This window comes from Streptomyces sp. UC4497 (assembly GCF_054871485.1).
The window spans coordinates 14,811-28,061 of the sequence record NZ_JBTYHB010000008.1; the positions used below are offsets into that span (position 1 = coordinate 14,811).

At 71.0% G+C, this 13,251-nt stretch carries 16 protein-coding genes; 10 read left to right on the forward strand and 6 right to left on the reverse strand.

All coding sequences use genetic code 11. The annotated features are described in order from the left end of the window. The first annotated feature begins 10 nt into the window (after window positions 1-10). The 3 genes from ACYSUO_RS13315 (at window position 11) to ACYSUO_RS13325 (ending at window position 1,398) form a co-directional block, all read left to right on the forward strand. Window positions 11-361 (forward strand): luciferase domain-containing protein, encoded by a 351-nt coding sequence (locus tag ACYSUO_RS13315; protein ID WP_461776277.1) that lies wholly within the window; start codon window positions 11-13, stop codon window positions 359-361. 19 nt (window positions 362-380) lie between these two features. Continuing rightward, entirely contained in the window at window positions 381-959 is a 579-nt protein-coding gene (locus ACYSUO_RS13320; protein ID WP_461776278.1) for a dihydrofolate reductase family protein, read from the forward strand. Between the two features lie 61 nt (window positions 960-1,020). Further along, entirely contained in the window at window positions 1,021-1,398 is a 378-nt protein-coding gene (locus ACYSUO_RS13325; protein WP_461776279.1) for a helix-turn-helix domain-containing protein, read from the forward strand. Between the two features lie 7 nt (window positions 1,399-1,405). Here ACYSUO_RS13325 and ACYSUO_RS13330 read toward each other — a convergent pair whose 3' ends face one another. Then, window positions 1,406-1,795 carry a DUF488 domain-containing protein gene (locus ACYSUO_RS13330; RefSeq protein ID WP_461776280.1) on the reverse strand — a complete coding sequence of 130 codons (390 nt, stop codon included), beginning with the start codon at window positions 1,793-1,795 and terminating at the stop codon, window positions 1,406-1,408. Between the two features lie 126 nt (window positions 1,796-1,921). Between ACYSUO_RS13330 and ACYSUO_RS13335 the strand changes: the two genes are divergently transcribed. After that, the gene (locus ACYSUO_RS13335) at window positions 1,922-2,548 is read left to right on the forward strand and encodes an HdeD family acid-resistance protein (protein WP_461776281.1); all 627 of its coding nucleotides are present in this window, start codon (window positions 1,922-1,924) and stop codon (window positions 2,546-2,548) included. Between the two features lie 86 nt (window positions 2,549-2,634). Here the strand turns inward: ACYSUO_RS13335 and ACYSUO_RS13340 are convergent, their stop codons facing one another. The 4 genes from ACYSUO_RS13340 to ACYSUO_RS13355 form a co-directional block, all read right to left on the reverse strand. Continuing rightward, entirely contained in the window at window positions 2,635-3,699 is a 1,065-nt protein-coding gene (locus ACYSUO_RS13340) for an ABC-2 transporter permease (RefSeq protein WP_461776282.1), read from the reverse strand. 129 nt (window positions 3,700-3,828) lie between these two features. Next, window positions 3,829-4,326 carry a response regulator gene (locus ACYSUO_RS13345; protein ID WP_461776283.1) on the reverse strand — a complete coding sequence of 166 codons (498 nt, stop codon included), beginning with the start codon at window positions 4,324-4,326 and terminating at the stop codon, window positions 3,829-3,831. A 66-nt stretch (window positions 4,327-4,392) separates the two neighbouring features. Further along, a complete protein-coding gene (locus ACYSUO_RS13350) occupies window positions 4,393-4,551 on the reverse strand; it encodes a hypothetical protein (protein WP_461776284.1) in 159 nt (52 codons plus the stop codon). A 111-nt stretch (window positions 4,552-4,662) separates the two neighbouring features. Continuing rightward, window positions 4,663-5,064: a VOC family protein gene (locus ACYSUO_RS13355; RefSeq protein WP_461776285.1), complete on the reverse strand. Its 402-nt coding sequence runs from the start codon at window positions 5,062-5,064 to the stop codon at window positions 4,663-4,665. 135 nt (window positions 5,065-5,199) lie between these two features. On the opposite strand from ACYSUO_RS13355, the gene ACYSUO_RS13360 reads away from it, so the two are divergent. Genes ACYSUO_RS13360 through ACYSUO_RS13370 form a run of 3 tightly spaced genes read left to right on the forward strand, consistent with a single transcriptional unit; the run spans window position 5,200 to window position 9,703 of the window. Beyond that, on the forward strand, window positions 5,200-6,999 hold the full coding sequence (locus ACYSUO_RS13360; RefSeq protein WP_461776286.1) for a thiamine pyrophosphate-requiring protein: 1,800 nt from the start codon (window positions 5,200-5,202) through the stop codon (window positions 6,997-6,999). Between the two features lie 59 nt (window positions 7,000-7,058). Further along, a complete protein-coding gene (locus ACYSUO_RS13365; protein ID WP_461776287.1) occupies window positions 7,059-8,291 on the forward strand; it encodes an AAA family ATPase in 1,233 nt (410 codons plus the stop codon). After that, window positions 8,288-9,703 carry a VWA domain-containing protein gene (locus ACYSUO_RS13370; RefSeq protein ID WP_461776514.1) on the forward strand — a complete coding sequence of 472 codons (1,416 nt, stop codon included), beginning with the start codon at window positions 8,288-8,290 and terminating at the stop codon, window positions 9,701-9,703. The genes ACYSUO_RS13365 and ACYSUO_RS13370 overlap by 4 nt, the downstream gene beginning before the upstream one ends. 12 nt (window positions 9,704-9,715) lie before the next feature. On the opposite strand, the gene ACYSUO_RS13375 is transcribed toward ACYSUO_RS13370, so the two are convergent. Next, window positions 9,716-10,651 (reverse strand): cation diffusion facilitator family transporter, encoded by a 936-nt coding sequence (locus ACYSUO_RS13375; protein ID WP_461776288.1) that lies wholly within the window; start codon window positions 10,649-10,651, stop codon window positions 9,716-9,718. Between the two features lie 73 nt (window positions 10,652-10,724). On the opposite strand from ACYSUO_RS13375, the gene ACYSUO_RS13380 reads away from it, so the two are divergent. The 3 genes from ACYSUO_RS13380 (at window position 10,725) to ACYSUO_RS13390 (ending at window position 13,216) form a co-directional block, all read left to right on the forward strand. Continuing rightward, complete coding sequence (locus ACYSUO_RS13380; protein ID WP_425825199.1) at window positions 10,725-10,895, forward strand: hydrophobic protein; 171 nt, start codon at window positions 10,725-10,727, stop codon at window positions 10,893-10,895. Window positions 10,896-11,076: 181 nt separating this feature from the next. Next, on the forward strand, window positions 11,077-12,069 hold the full coding sequence (locus tag ACYSUO_RS13385) for an LLM class F420-dependent oxidoreductase (RefSeq protein ID WP_461776289.1): 993 nt from the start codon (window positions 11,077-11,079) through the stop codon (window positions 12,067-12,069). 16 nt (window positions 12,070-12,085) lie between these two features. Next, window positions 12,086-13,216, forward strand: a complete 1,131-nt coding sequence (locus ACYSUO_RS13390; RefSeq protein WP_461776290.1) for an enolase C-terminal domain-like protein — start codon at window positions 12,086-12,088, stop codon at window positions 13,214-13,216. Window positions 13,217-13,251 lie beyond the last annotated feature (35 nt).

Below are 13,251 nucleotides of genomic sequence, written 5' to 3' on the forward strand. Positions count from 1 at the left end.
GGATGGAGGCATGACCGCGGCCCAGCGCGCCATGACCGAGCTCGGGACATGGCCGAACCTGGTAAGTGGCCCGCCCCAGTGCTCGGTTGGGCACGCGTTCCGCGCGGCGGGCCACGATCTTGTGCACTTCCACGCCGACGACTGCGCCGATCTGTACCTGACGTCGTCGGCCGTGCAGCGACTGCTGCCCCAACTGCGACACAACAGCGCCATCAGGGTGCAACCGGGGGCCTCCTGGATTACCGTGCTTCTCGAATGCGACACGGATGTGCAGCTGTTGCTGAGCCTGGTGAGCGTCGCTCTGAAGGAACACGATGCGCACGCCTGCCCCTCACCTCCGTGTGACTGGGAGCGCGGCTGACGGCGAGAGGCAGACTCCGATGCGCAAGATCGTTTTCATGATGGGCATCTCCCTCGACGGCTACATGGAGGGACCCGGCCGGGACATCGGCTGGCACCGCGTCGACGAGGAACTGCACCAGCACATGAACGACGTGTGCCGGACCTTCGGCGGCATCCTCAGCGGGCGCGTCACGCACGAGCTCATGGCCGAATTCTGGCCCACGGCGGACAAGGACCCGGAGGCGTCGGCCGCCGTGGTCGAGTTCGCGGGCATCTGGCGCGACGTGCCGAAGATCGTGTTCTCCCGGACCCTGAAGCCCGGCCCCGCGGACTGGAACACCACCGTCATGAACGAGGTGGCGCCCGAAGCGATCCGCGCCCTCAAGGAACAGCCCGGGGGAGACCTGGTCATCGACGGGGCGGACATGGCGAAGACCTTCCTCGAACACGACCTCGTGGACGAGTTCCGGGTCTACGTGCACCCCGTCATGGTCGGCACGGGCACCCCGATGTTCCATCCCGCCACCACCTTCGCGGTGCGTCCGCTGCGCCTCGCGGAGACGCACACGTTCGGGAACGGAGTCGTCCTGCTGCGGCACGAGCGGGACCGCGGCTGAGCGATATCGCCGTGGGCGAAGTGCGGGGCGCGGCCGCGGCCGGGGCTCGTACGGTGGGCCGATGAGCATCCAGGAGAGCCGCCGCCCCCGTCCCATTCCGGCCCAGGAATCCGCTCCGGCCCAGGAGCCGCTGTGGCGCCATGTCGTCGGCGACGTGCTGCGGCGGCGCAGGCGGGCGCAGGGGCGGACGTTGCAGGACGTGGCGGACGTCGCCGGGATCTCGATGCCCTACCTGTCGGAGATCGAGCGCGGCCGCAAGGAGGCCTCGTCGGAGATGCTGGCCGCCGTGGCGGGAGCGCTCGGGCTCGGTCTCGTCGACGTACTCGCCCTCGCTCAGGGGGAGTTGGCGCAGGCGGTGCGGCCGGTCCGGCTGGTATCCAGCACCGGCGTGACCACATCCGGCCAGGGCTCGCGGGGCACCGTCTGCCTCGCCGCCTGAGCCGGGATCAGCTCCCTTCGAGGCCCTCTTCGAGGTGGCGCCGCAGCACGGGGACGTGGCTGTGCTCGATGTCCTTCACCGACGTCACGAGCGTCACCCGCCCGTGCCCGGCCAGCTCGCGCACGCGGTCCACGAGTCCGGCGCGCTCCGGTTCCGCCAGCTCCGCCGCGTAGCGCTCGGCGAACGTGTCGTACCGGTCCGTCTTGTCCTCGTGGTACCAGGAGCGCAGCTCCTTCGACGGCGCGATGTCCTTGAGCCACTCGTCGACATCGGCGCGCTCCTTCGAGATGCCGCGCGGCCAGAGCCGGTCGACCAGCAGGCGGGTGCCGTCGGCCGGGGCGGGCGGATCGTAGACCCGGCGGACGGCGAAGGTTCCGGAGCCGTGTTTCGCGGTCATGGACCCATTGTGCTGCTTTCCTGCGCTTTGCGTCATGGGTGCGGTGGTGCGACGGACGGCGCCCGGCGTCAGCCGTTCGGCTCACGCGCGATGGCGGAGCCCGGTGTTCCGTAGCGACAGTCGAGCATGACCCAAGCACCGTACGACCCGCAGACTCCCCACCGGACGCCCGGCGGTGACGCCCCGCAGGGGCAGGGCCCGCTCGGCAGACTCGCCCAATCCGCCTGGCAGGCCGTGCTGCTCATGGGCGTCGCCTCGGTGATCCTCGGGGTGCTCGTCCTGGTCTGGCCGGGCGTCTCGCTGCGCGTGGCGGGCGTCCTTTTCGGCGTGTATCTGCTGGTGAGTGGCATCTTCCAGCTCGTCGCCGCGTTCGGCACGCACGCGACGGCCGGGATGCGCGTCATCGGCTTCATCAGCGGCGCCCTGTCGGTGCTGCTGGGCCTGTTCTGCTTCCGCGACGCGATGGAGTCGACGCTGCTGCTCGCTCTGTGGATCGGCATCGGCTGGCTGTTCCGCGGCATCACGCAGACCGTCGCCGCGGCCTCCGACCCCGCGATGCCCACCCGCGGCTGGCAGATCTTCCTCGGCGTCATCACCGCGCTCGCCGGTGTCGTCCTGATCGTGTCGCCGTTCGAGACGCTCGCGGTCCTCACGCTGGTCACCGGCATCTGGCTGCTCGTGGTCGGCGTCGTGGAGATCGGCACGTCGTTCGCGGTGCGCAAGCGGGCGAAGGACATCCCGTCCGGCGTGTGACCGCAACCGCAGCCACGTAACGCATACGGCGAGGGCCCCGCTGCTCCAGCGGGGCCCTCGCCGTATGCGGGGTGGGGGAGTGCGCCTCAGACGCCGACGGCCTCCTCCATCTCCTCTTCCTGCTCCTGGTCGCGCACGGCCTCCCGCTTGTGCTTGTGCGCGGGGGCCGACTCGACGGCGGCCGGGGTGCCGCGCCGGCGCTCGGCGAGGCCCGCCACCGTGATCATGGCCGCTCCCACGAGCAGCCAGGCCACGAGCGTCCAGATGTTGCGGGCCAGATCGTGCTGCCCGAAGTACAGGAGGCTGCGGGCGCCCTCGACGTACCCCGCGCCGTTCCAGAAGCTGTGCAGGCTCGCGAAGAAGCCGTCCTGCAGCTCGGGGCGGAAGATCCCGCCGGAGCTGGTGAAGTTCAGCATCACGAACAGCACCATCACGCCGAGCGTCGTCCACTTCTTCAGGAACGTGTGCAGTCCCACGCCGATCAGCAGGACGCCCGCCGAGTACAGCCACGTCATGCCCCACAGGCCCCACAGGTGGGTGTGCGCCAGGTGGAAGACGGGGCCTGCGAACGCCGCGCCGATCAGGCTGACCACGCCCGACGCTCCGACGACGAGCAGCGCGCGGGTGCGCATCCGCAGCACGCCGCCCGCGCCGCCGATCACCGCGACCGAGGCGTACGAGCCGATGCTGACCGCCACGAGCAGGAAGAACAGGCCCTGACCCGTCGGGTCGTCGTCCACCGAGGGCACCACGTCGGTCACCTTCAGGGGTGCGCCCTGCTCGGCCGCGACCGGCGTGAAGATCTTCTGGACGACGGAGACGGTGGTGTCGGAGCCGGCCGAGGCCACGACGAGCTCGGGCTTGTCGCCGAGTACGTAGGCGCCGTCGATGTCCCGGGTCTCGAGCTGGTCGACCGCGGTGGAACGGGAGGCGAGCGTGCGGACGTCGAGCGCGTCGCCCGCCTTGTCCTTCACCGTCTGCGCGAAGACCTTCGCCTCCGGGCCCGAGCCGACGACGGCGATCGGCAGATGGTGCGGCTCGGGCGAGGCGAAGGCGCCGAGATAGGCGAGGCCCATGCCGACGCACATCAGGAGCGGGGTGAGCAGATGCGTCAGAACGTGGCGCAGCGCAGGTTCGCGCGTGCCGCTCATGAGCAGGACCTCCACGGTCGAATCGGTTGGCTTTTACAACTCTTGGTGCAGTTGTACTCTACAACCATGGAGGGGGTCGAAAGTCCCCGAGCCGGTGTGACCATGGCCACCCGGCAGTGAAGTGGCAGGTCAGGCGGGGCGTGACAGGGGGCGGCCCGCGGCGGCGTGCGCCGGTGGCGCGGACTTTTTGGCGTCGCCGTTCTCATACGTCCGAAGTCGCTCGCGCAACGCGTTCATGCGCAGGCTCGTCTCGTACAAATAGCGGACCTTCGTCCGCATCATCCATGGCTCGATCGGCTTCACCACGTAGTCGGCGACGCCGAGCTCGAAGGCCCTGGCGGCGAGCTTGGTGTCCTGGCCCGCGCCGGTGATCAGCATGATCGGTATGTCCTGCGTCTGTTCGAGGCGCGTCATGTAGTGCGCGACCTCGAAGCCGCCGACGTCGGGCATCAGCACGTCGAGCAGGACCAGGCCGATGCCGCCGCGCAGCACGGCCTTGAGCGCGTCGTCCCCGGTCTGGGCCCGGACGATCGGATAGCCGAGCGGGGCCAGCGCACTCTCCATCGCGAAAAGAGTGTCGTCCCGGTCGTCGACGACGAGAATCCTCGGCCGTGCAGCGGTGGGCATCGCGGGGCGCCTCCCCTCGTCGGCACCGACAGCATATGCCGGAATCAACGGGAGGGAAGAGGTCGCTCAGTCCTCTCCGCGCACCAGATTCCAGTCCGTGTCGCGGTCGTTCGCGCCGCCGGAGGACTCGCGTCCGTCGCGCCGCGCGGGCCTGCAGGTGCGGATCCTGCCCTTGACCTCGCGCTTGGTCTCTGCGGGGTGCGGGGCGCGCTCCTTTGTGTTCATGATCGGATCCCTCTCCGACCGATATCCGATGGAATTCGGTCGAGTTCGGCTGTAGACGGTTCTGTAGACGCCCCGTTCGGGGCCGCGCCGTGAGCCTTCCCGGCGGCCGGCTCAGCCGGTCTTCGGCGCCGGGTGCCGGGCGCAGTGCGTCGCGAACGGATGCCCGGCCGGGTCGGAGTACATACGCATCTCGTTCGGGCCGCGCGCACCGCGGGTCTCCAGCGGGCGGGCGCCCAGGCCGATGAGCCGGCGCTCCACCTCGTCGAGGTTCTCCTTGTCCACCAGGAAGTCGAGATGGGCCTGCTGCGAGTCGTCGGGGCGCGGCCAGCTGGGCGGGGCGGCGTTCAGGTCGCGGCGGAAGGCCATCCGCATGCCCTGCTCGCCGACGATGTCGATGCGGTTGCTGCCCGGCAGTGCCTCGATCTCGCCGCCCAGCAACTCCCGGTAGAACTCGGCCAGTTCCTCGGGTTCCGCACAGTCCAGGACCAGCACTCCAGCCCGCACCAGGCTCATGTCTCCTCCTCCGTCGCACCCCCGTGGCGCGTCGGGGCGCCGAGTACCCCGTGAGGGCGGTGCCAACCGGGTTTCCCCGGTCCCCGACTGGTCACCCGGCCTCCGGCAGCGTTCCTCGAAGCGAAAGGTCCCGGCATGAGCACCAAGGTCGCCGATCACGTCCTCGACCGGCTGCGCGCCTGGGGCGTGGAACAGGTCTTCGGCTACCCGGGCGACGGCATCAACGGCCTGCTCGCCGCCTGGGGCCGCGCCGACAACCGGCCCGAGTTCGTCCAGGCGCGGCACGAGGAGATGGCCGCCTTCGAAGCGGTCGGCTACGCGAAGTTCAGCGGCCGCCTCGGCGTCTGCGTCGCCACGTCAGGACCCGGCTCGATCCACCTCCTGAACGGCCTGTACGACGCCAAGCTCGACCACGTACCGGTCGTCGCCATCGTCGGCCAGACCGCCCGCAGCGCCATGGGCGGCTCGTACCAGCAGGAGGTCGACCTGCACACGCTGTACAAGGACGTCGCCTCCGACTTCGTGGAGACCGTCAACGTCCCCGAGCAGCTGCCCAACGTCCTGGACCGGGCCATCCGCACCGCATACGCGCGGCGCGCCCCCACCGCCGTGATCATCCCGGGGGACGTGCAGGAACTCGACCACACCCCGCCCCCGCACGCGTTCAAGATGGTGCCCTCCAGCCTCGACCGCAGCTCGTGGACCGCCGAGCCCGCGCAGGACGCGGTGGAACGGGCCGCCGAGGTGCTCAACGCGGGCGACAAGGTGGCCATCCTCGTCGGCCAGGGCGCGGCGGGCGCGAAGGACGAGGTGTGCGAGGTCGCCGAACTCCTCGGCGCCGGAGTCGCCAAGGCGCTGCTCGGCAAGGACGTGCTCTCCGACGAACTCCCCTACGTGACAGGGGCGTCGGGCCTGCTCGGCACCCGCCCCTCCTACGAGCTGATGCGGGACTGCGACACCCTCCTCACCATCGGCTCCAGCTTCCCGTACGCGCAGTTCCTGCCCGACTACGGCAAGGCGCGCGGCGTGCAGATCGACATCGACCCGCACATGATCGGCATGCGCTACCCGTACGAGGTGAACCTCGTCGGCGACGCCCGCGCCACCCTCCGCCGGCTGCTGCCGCTGCTGCGCCGCAACGAGGCCCGCGACTGGTTCGACGAGACTTGCGCGAGCATCCGGCGCTGGCACGACGTCATGGACCGCCGCGCCGAGTTGAGCGCCGACCCGATCAACCCGGAACACGTCGCCCGCGCCCTCGACCCGCTGCTCCCGGACAACGCGATCCTCACCTCGGACTCCGGCTCCGCCGCCAACTGGTACGCCCGCCACATCACCATGCGCGGCACGATGCGCGGCTCCCTGTCCGGCACCCTCGCCACGATGGGCTGCGGCGTCCCGTACGCGATCGGCGCCAAGTACGCCCATCCCGACCGGCCCGTCGTCGCGCTCGTCGGCGACGGCGCGATGCAGATGAACGGGCTCGCCGAACTCATCACCGCCGCCAAGTACCGGCACCGCTGGACCGATCAGCGGTTCGTCGTCGGCGTGTTCAACAACCGGGACCTCAACCAGGTGACGTGGGAGCTGCGCGCCATGGGCGGCGCGCCGTCCTTCGTGCCCTCGCAGGAGCTTCCCGACGTCGACTACGCCGCGTTCGCACGGCAGTTGGGGCTCACCGGCATCCGCGTGGAGAAGCCCGACGCGGTCGCCGACGCCTGGAGCGCGGCCCTCGCCGCCGACGGGCCCGCCGTCGTCGACTTCCGCACCGACCCGTCCGTGCCGCCGATCCCGCCGCACGCGACGTGGGAGCAGATGGAGTCCACGGCGGAGGCGATCCTCAAGGGTGACCCGCAGAGCACGGACGTGGTCAAGCAGGGCTTCAAGGCGAAGGTGCAGGAGTTCATGCCGGGCGTCGGCAAGCGCGGCCACTGACGTATTTTGGGGTCCGACCTGAGACGGATCGGTGGGGCCTTGCGGGCAGGGGAGCGGCAGTGGACGCGCGGGACGCGCTGGGGGAGCGGGACGACACGGCCGAGCGGGACGACACGGCCGGGCGGTTGCGCGCCATCTGCGACGAGCTGTCGGAGCGCTTCTACGAACGCGCCGACGTCGTACGGACCCTGGTGACGGCGCTGCTCGCCGGGCAGCACTCCCTGGTGCTCGGGCCGCCCGGCACGGCCAAGTCCGAGCTGGCCCGCGAGCTCACCGGCCGGGTCGAGGGGGCGGCGTACTGGGAGATCCTGCTGTCCAAGTTCACCGGGCCCACCAGGATGTTCGGGCCCATCGACGTCGCCGCCCTGGCCCGCGGCGAGTACCGGCAGGTCTACGACGGCCGGGCCACGACCGCGCACATCGCGTTCATCGACGAGATCTTCAAGTGCTCCACCGCCGCCCTCAACGAGACACTCGGCTACCTCAACGAGCGGATCTACCACCCCGAGAACGGCGGCGCGCCGATCCACTGCCCGCTGATCGGCGCCATCACGGCCAGCAACGAACTGCCCGAAGGCGAGGACACCGCCGCGATCTACGACCGGCTCCTCGTACGGATCGAGGTCGGCTACCTCGAGGACCCCTCGAACTTCGCCGCCCTCGTCCGCTCCGCCGTCGGCGGCCGCTCGGAGGCCCCGCCACGCACTACCGTCCAACTGGCCGACCTTCAGCGGGCCGTGACCGAAACCGTCCCCGCCGTGGATGTCCCCGACGCCATCGTCGACGCCGTGTGCACACTGCGGGCCGCGCTGCGCCGCAAGGAACTCGTCGCGTCCGACCGCCGCTGGCGGCAGGCGGTGGGCCTGCTCCAGGCCTCCGCGTACCTCGACGGCCGCCCGGAAGTCGCCGAGACCGACCTGTCGGTGCTCACCCACGTCCTGTGGGACTCGCCCGCCCAGCGCCCGACCGTCGAGCGCGAGGTGCTGCACCTGGTCAACCCCGACGCCAAGGAAGCGCTCGACCTGGCAGACACCATCGAGGAGCTGGAGACCCAACTCGACTCCATGGCCGGGCAGTCCCGCGAGGCGCTGAGCGACTGGGTCATCAAGAAGGCCCACCACCAGCTCGCCACGGCCGGGCAGCGCCTGGAGAAGCTCCGCGCGGAGGCGGCGGGCGCGGGCCGCTCCACCGCCGCCATCGACCGGGTCACGGGACGCCAGCGTGCCGTCCGCGCCCGCATCCTCACCGAGGCACTCGGCGTGGACGCCAACATGGTGCGGGACCGGCCCTGAACGCGCCGGAGCCCGCCCGCGCGGCCGTCGCGGCGGACCGGTTCGACCGGATGACATGGCGCGATACATATGAACAGGCCGCCGGAGTAAGGGAGTTGGCGGTGGAACTCGGCGCGCGCCACGAGTGCGCGGAGGATCTGCTCGTCGATGTGTTCCTGGCCGCGTACAAGACGCGCGTGCAGGTGCGCGAACGCACGGACATGGCGCGCTCGCGGCTCGTGAACCACGAGTTCGTGAGCGCGCTCGTGGACTCGCCGGAGTTCGCGGAGCTGCGCCGGGACACCGCCGGCGACCCGTACGCCGCGGCCATGGCCCTACTGGCGCAGGGGCCCGCGCTGCGGGGGCTGTTGGAGCGGGAAGCGCAGGAGCGCACGGGAGAGGCCGCCGGACGCGACGGCAAGGATGCCGTCGAGGCGGCTGTAGGCACTCCAGGCGCCCCGGGTTCCCCAGGCTCTCCCGGCGTCCGTGCCGCAGCCCGCAGCGCCGCCGCGCAGGCATCCCGCGCCGTACGCCAGGAGGCCTCCCTGATGCGGGCCTGGGGTGTCGGGCCCGGCGAGCTGGAGCGGCTGCCGTTCGAGGAGCGCGCCCGGCTCGCCGAGCGGCTGCGTACCGGGCGGCTCGCCGAGTGGGCCGAACTCATCGGCCGTTTCCGGCAGATGGCCGCGGGCGAACGCGCCCGCAAGGTGGAGAACACCACCGGGGAACTCGTCGGCGTCACCCTCGGCGACGACCTGTCCCGCGTCGTCCCCTCCGAACTCGCCGGACTCGGCGTGCCCGCCCTGCGCGCGGTGTTCGCCGCCCGGTACGCCGCCGGCGAGCTGATGCTCTACGACAGCCGGGGCGAGCAGCCCACCGGACGCGGCGCCGTCATCGCCTGCGTCGACACCTCGCACTCCATGTACGAGGCGGGGCCCGGCGGAGTCACCCGTGAGGTGTGGGCGAAGGCGTGCGCGCTCGCGCTGCTCGACCAGGCCCGCGCCGGCGGGCGGGACTTCGTCGGCATCGTGTTCTCCGCCGCCGACAAGGTCCGCGTCTTCCGCTTCCCCGCCGACCGGCCGGCGGCGCTGGAGACGACCCTGGAGTTCGCGGAGACCTTCCTCGGCGGCGGCACCAGCTACCAGGCGCCGCTGGGCGCCGCCCGCGACGTCCTTGAGCGGGAGTTCGACGACGCCGCCCGCGCCCGCGGCGACATCGTGCTCCTCACCGACGACGACTGCGGCGTCACCGAGGAGTGGATGCGCGGCTGGAACGCGGCCAAGCACCGCCTGGGCTTCCGCGTCTTCGGCGTGGCCGTCGGCGCGCCGCGCGCCGCCGAGAGCGACTCCGTCCTGGACGCGCTGTGCGACAACCTCCGCTCGGTGGAGGACTTCACCGACGTGCATGCGGCCGCCGATCTGTTCCGCGTGATCTGACCCGCCCCCCGGTCACCCCTCACGTACCGGCTTCGGCGCGTCCACCACGTCCAGGAACACCTGGTCGGCCTCGGGCCAGCGGTCTCCGACCGCCCGCTTGATGCGTTCGAGGACCAGCTCCAGGCGCTCGCTCTCGATGCCGGGCGCGAGATCGATCCGCGCCGCGACCAGCGTCGAGTCCGTGCCCAGCTGCATCGTGTGCAGCTCGGCCACATTGTCGATCTCGGGCTGCGCGGCGAGGAGTTCACGGATGCCGCGGTGCAGCTCGGGGTCGCCTGCCTCGCCGATCAACTGGTCGCGGGCGCTCCTGCCGAGCCGGTACGCCACGTACACGAGCAGCAGGCCGATGGAGAACGAGGCGGCCGCCTCCCACTCGATCCGCCCCGTCACCATGTGCAGCACCATCCCGCCCGCCGCGAGGAGCACACCGATCACCGCCGTGCCGTCCTCGGCGAGGACCGTGCGGAGCGCGGGGTCGGAGCCGATGCCCTCGCCCGGCTGGGTGCGCACCTGGTGCACGGCCCGGATCAGGGAGCTGCCCTCGGCGAGCAGCGCCACCCCGAGGACCGCGAGCCCGGCGACGTACCCGCTGCGGGACTCCTCCTGGCCGCCCGACGTCAGCGCCTCGAACGCCTGGAAGAACGAGAAGCAGCCGCCCATCACGAAGATGCCGACGGCGGCGAGCAGCGACCAGAAGAACCGCTCCTTGCCGTACCCGAACGGATGCCTGTGGTCGGCGGGCCGGCGGCTGCGGCGCAGTGCGGCCAGCAGGAACACCTCGTTGAGGCTGTCGGCCACCGAGTGCGCCGCCTCCGAGAGCAGCGCGGGCGACGCGGCGATGAGACCGCCCACGGCCTTGGCCACGGCGATCAGCAGATTGGCGGCGAGCGCCACAAGAACGGTGATCCGGGTCCGCCGGTCGTCTTCCTTGGAATTCTTCGCGGTCACGTCAACTCGCAGACGGGGGAGTGGAGTACGGGGGGAATTCTCGGGAACTCGGCGCCTCGAGGAGGTATTTACCGTGATTCCTGTTCTGCTGGTTCTGTTGCTCGCGCTGTTGCTTTTCGGTGCGGGATTCGCCGTGAAACTGCTGTGGTGGGTGGCGATTGCCGTGCTGGTCGTGTGGCTGCTCGGATTCGTGATGCGCAGTACGTCGGCGAGTGGATCGAGGTCACGATGGTACCGGTGGTGAGTAACCGGACCAGGTACCGATAAACCCCGGAACGAAACCTTTGAAGTGCCGTCAGGACCGGCGGGAATGATCCGCGAAATGCCGGTCCGGACGGCACTTGTGTGATGTCACGGCGGGTTTCCCGGCGGGGGCCGGGGTTACCCGGAAGGCCTGGCACAAACCACACCCCCGGGAGGGCGGCATGCCCGAGTACGGCTACTTTCTGGCGTCGGAGGAATTCGGGCCGCGCGAGCTCGTCGAACAGGCCCGAATGGCGGAACAGGCGGGCTTCGACTGCCTGTGGATCTCCGACCATTACCACCCGTGGAACGACGCCCAGGGCCAGAGCCCCTTTGTCTGGAACGTGATCGGCGCTCTCGCGGAGGCCGTGTCGCTGCCCGTGGAGACCGCGGTCACCTGCCCCACCGTCCGTATCCACCCCGCCGTCCTCGCCCAGGCCGTCGCCACCAGCGCGGTGCAGTTGGAGGGGCGCTTCCGCTTCGGTGTCGGCACCGGGGAGGCGCTCAACGAGCACATCCTCGGCGGACCCTGGCCCTCCGCGCACGTGCGCATGGAGATGCTCGAAGAGGCCGTCGCGATCATCCGCAGGCTCCTCGACGGCGGCGAGGTCACCCACCGCGGCGAGCACTACACGGTGGAGAACGCCCGCATCTACACGCTGCCCGAAGGCCCGGTGCCCATCGACATCTCCGGCTTCGGCCCGCAGGCCACGGCGCTCGCCGCCCGCGTCGGCGACGGCTACATCACCATGAGCCCCGACGAGGCGCTGGTCACCCAGTTCCGTAAGGGCGGAGGCGGTGCGAAGCCCGTCGCCGGCGGCCTCAAGGTCTGCTATGGGCCCGACCGGGCGGAGGCCGTGCGCCGGGTGCACGGGCTGTGGGCCAACCAGCTGCTGCCCGGCGAACTCGGCCAAGTCCTGCCCACGCCGCGCCACTTCGAGCAGGCCGAGACCCTCGTCACCGAGCAGATGGTCGATGGCGCGCTGCCCTGCGGCCCCGACGTCGACGAGCACGTGGGCGCCCTCGACGCCTTCGCCCGGGCCGGCTTCGACCGGGTCTACGTCAACCAGATCGGCCCGGACCAGCAGGAGTTCTTCGACTTCTACCGGACGAAGGTGCTGCCGCAGCTCAAGGACGCCACGCCCGGACCCGCGACCAGCGGCTCGGCAGGGTGAGGCGCGGCCGACGACGATGATGACCGACACCCCGAAGTCCCCGAGCACCTGCCTCCCCGTCGAACGCCTCGACGTCAGCGCCTACACGGTGCCCACCGACGCCCCCGAAGCCGATGCCACCCTCGCCTGGGACAGCACGACGATCGTCTTCGTCGAGGCCAGGGCCGGCGGCCTCACCGGCGTCGGCTGGACGTACGCGCCACCGGCCGCCGCCGACGTCGTCCGCCACCAACTCGCCGGGCTCGTCGAGGGACGCGACGCCTTCGACATCCCCGCCGCCCACGTGGCGCAGTGCCAGGGCATCCGCAACGCGGGCAGGCCCGGCATCGCGTCCTGCGCGATCTCCGCCGTCGACCTCGCCCTGTGGGACCTCAAGGCCCGCCTCATGGACCTCCCGCTCGTCCGCCTCCTCGGTGCGGCACGGGACACCGTCCCCGTCTACGGCAGCGGCGGCTTCACCACGTACCACGACAGTCACCTGGCAGCCCAGCTCAGCGGCTGGGTGCACGGGCAGCACATCCCCCAGGTCAAGATAAGGATCGGCGAGGCCTGCGGCCGGTCGGTGCCCCGCGACCTCCAAAGGGTCCGCAGCGCCCGCAAAGTCATCGGCGGGGACGCCGAGTTGTACGTCGACGCGGGCGGCGGCTACAACCGCAAACAGGCGATCCGCGTCGGCGAGGCGCTCGTCCCCCACGGCGTCGGATGGTTCGAGGAACCTGTCTCCTCCGACGACCTCACAGGCCTCCGCCTCGTCCGCGACGCCCTCGTCTGCGACGTCACCGCCGGCGAATACGGCTACGACGTCCCGTACTTCGCCCGCATGATCGCCGCGGGCGCCGTCGACTGCCTCCAGGTCGACGTGACCCGCTGCGGAGGCATCACCGAATTCCTCCGCGCCGCCTCCCTCGCGCACGCCCACGGCCTTGAGGTCTCGGCCCACTGCGCCCCGCACGCCCACGCGGACGTGGCGGCGGCGATCCCGAACCTCCGCCACGCCGAGTGGTTCCATGACCACGTCCGCATCGAGTCCATGTTCTTCGCAGGCGTCCTGGACCCCTCGGGCGGCACGGTCCGCCCCGGCCAGAACGGCCCGGGCAACGGCCTGCTCCTGCGAAGCGAGGAGGTGGAGGAGTACCGGGTGGCCTGAGTCCCCCGGTGACCGGTTTCACGCCCGTCGATCCG

Bases quoted from the DNA above. Each gene is read 5' to 3' on its own strand.
- ACYSUO_RS13315 (WP_461776277.1), top strand. From the start codon at position 11: ATGACCGCGGCCCAGCGCGCCATGACCGAGCTCGGGACATGGCCGAAC.
- ACYSUO_RS13320 (WP_461776278.1), top strand. From the start codon at position 381: ATGCGCAAGATCGTTTTCATGATGGGCATCTCCCTCGACGGCTACATG.
- ACYSUO_RS13325 (WP_461776279.1), top strand. From the start codon at position 1,021: ATGAGCATCCAGGAGAGCCGCCGCCCCCGTCCCATTCCGGCCCAGGAA.
- ACYSUO_RS13330 (WP_461776280.1), bottom strand. From the start codon at position 1,795: ATGACCGCGAAACACGGCTCCGGAACCTTCGCCGTCCGCCGGGTCTAC.
- ACYSUO_RS13335 (WP_461776281.1), top strand. From the start codon at position 1,922: ATGACCCAAGCACCGTACGACCCGCAGACTCCCCACCGGACGCCCGGC.
- ACYSUO_RS13340 (WP_461776282.1), bottom strand. From the start codon at position 3,699: ATGAGCGGCACGCGCGAACCTGCGCTGCGCCACGTTCTGACGCATCTG.
- ACYSUO_RS13345 (WP_461776283.1), bottom strand. From the start codon at position 4,326: ATGCCCACCGCTGCACGGCCGAGGATTCTCGTCGTCGACGACCGGGAC.
- ACYSUO_RS13350 (WP_461776284.1), bottom strand. From the start codon at position 4,551: ATGAACACAAAGGAGCGCGCCCCGCACCCCGCAGAGACCAAGCGCGAG.
- ACYSUO_RS13355 (WP_461776285.1), bottom strand. From the start codon at position 5,064: ATGAGCCTGGTGCGGGCTGGAGTGCTGGTCCTGGACTGTGCGGAACCC.
- ACYSUO_RS13360 (WP_461776286.1), top strand. From the start codon at position 5,200: ATGAGCACCAAGGTCGCCGATCACGTCCTCGACCGGCTGCGCGCCTGG.
- ACYSUO_RS13385 (WP_461776289.1), top strand. From the start codon at position 11,077: ATGCCCGAGTACGGCTACTTTCTGGCGTCGGAGGAATTCGGGCCGCGC.
- ACYSUO_RS13390 (WP_461776290.1), top strand. From the start codon at position 12,086: ATGATGACCGACACCCCGAAGTCCCCGAGCACCTGCCTCCCCGTCGAA.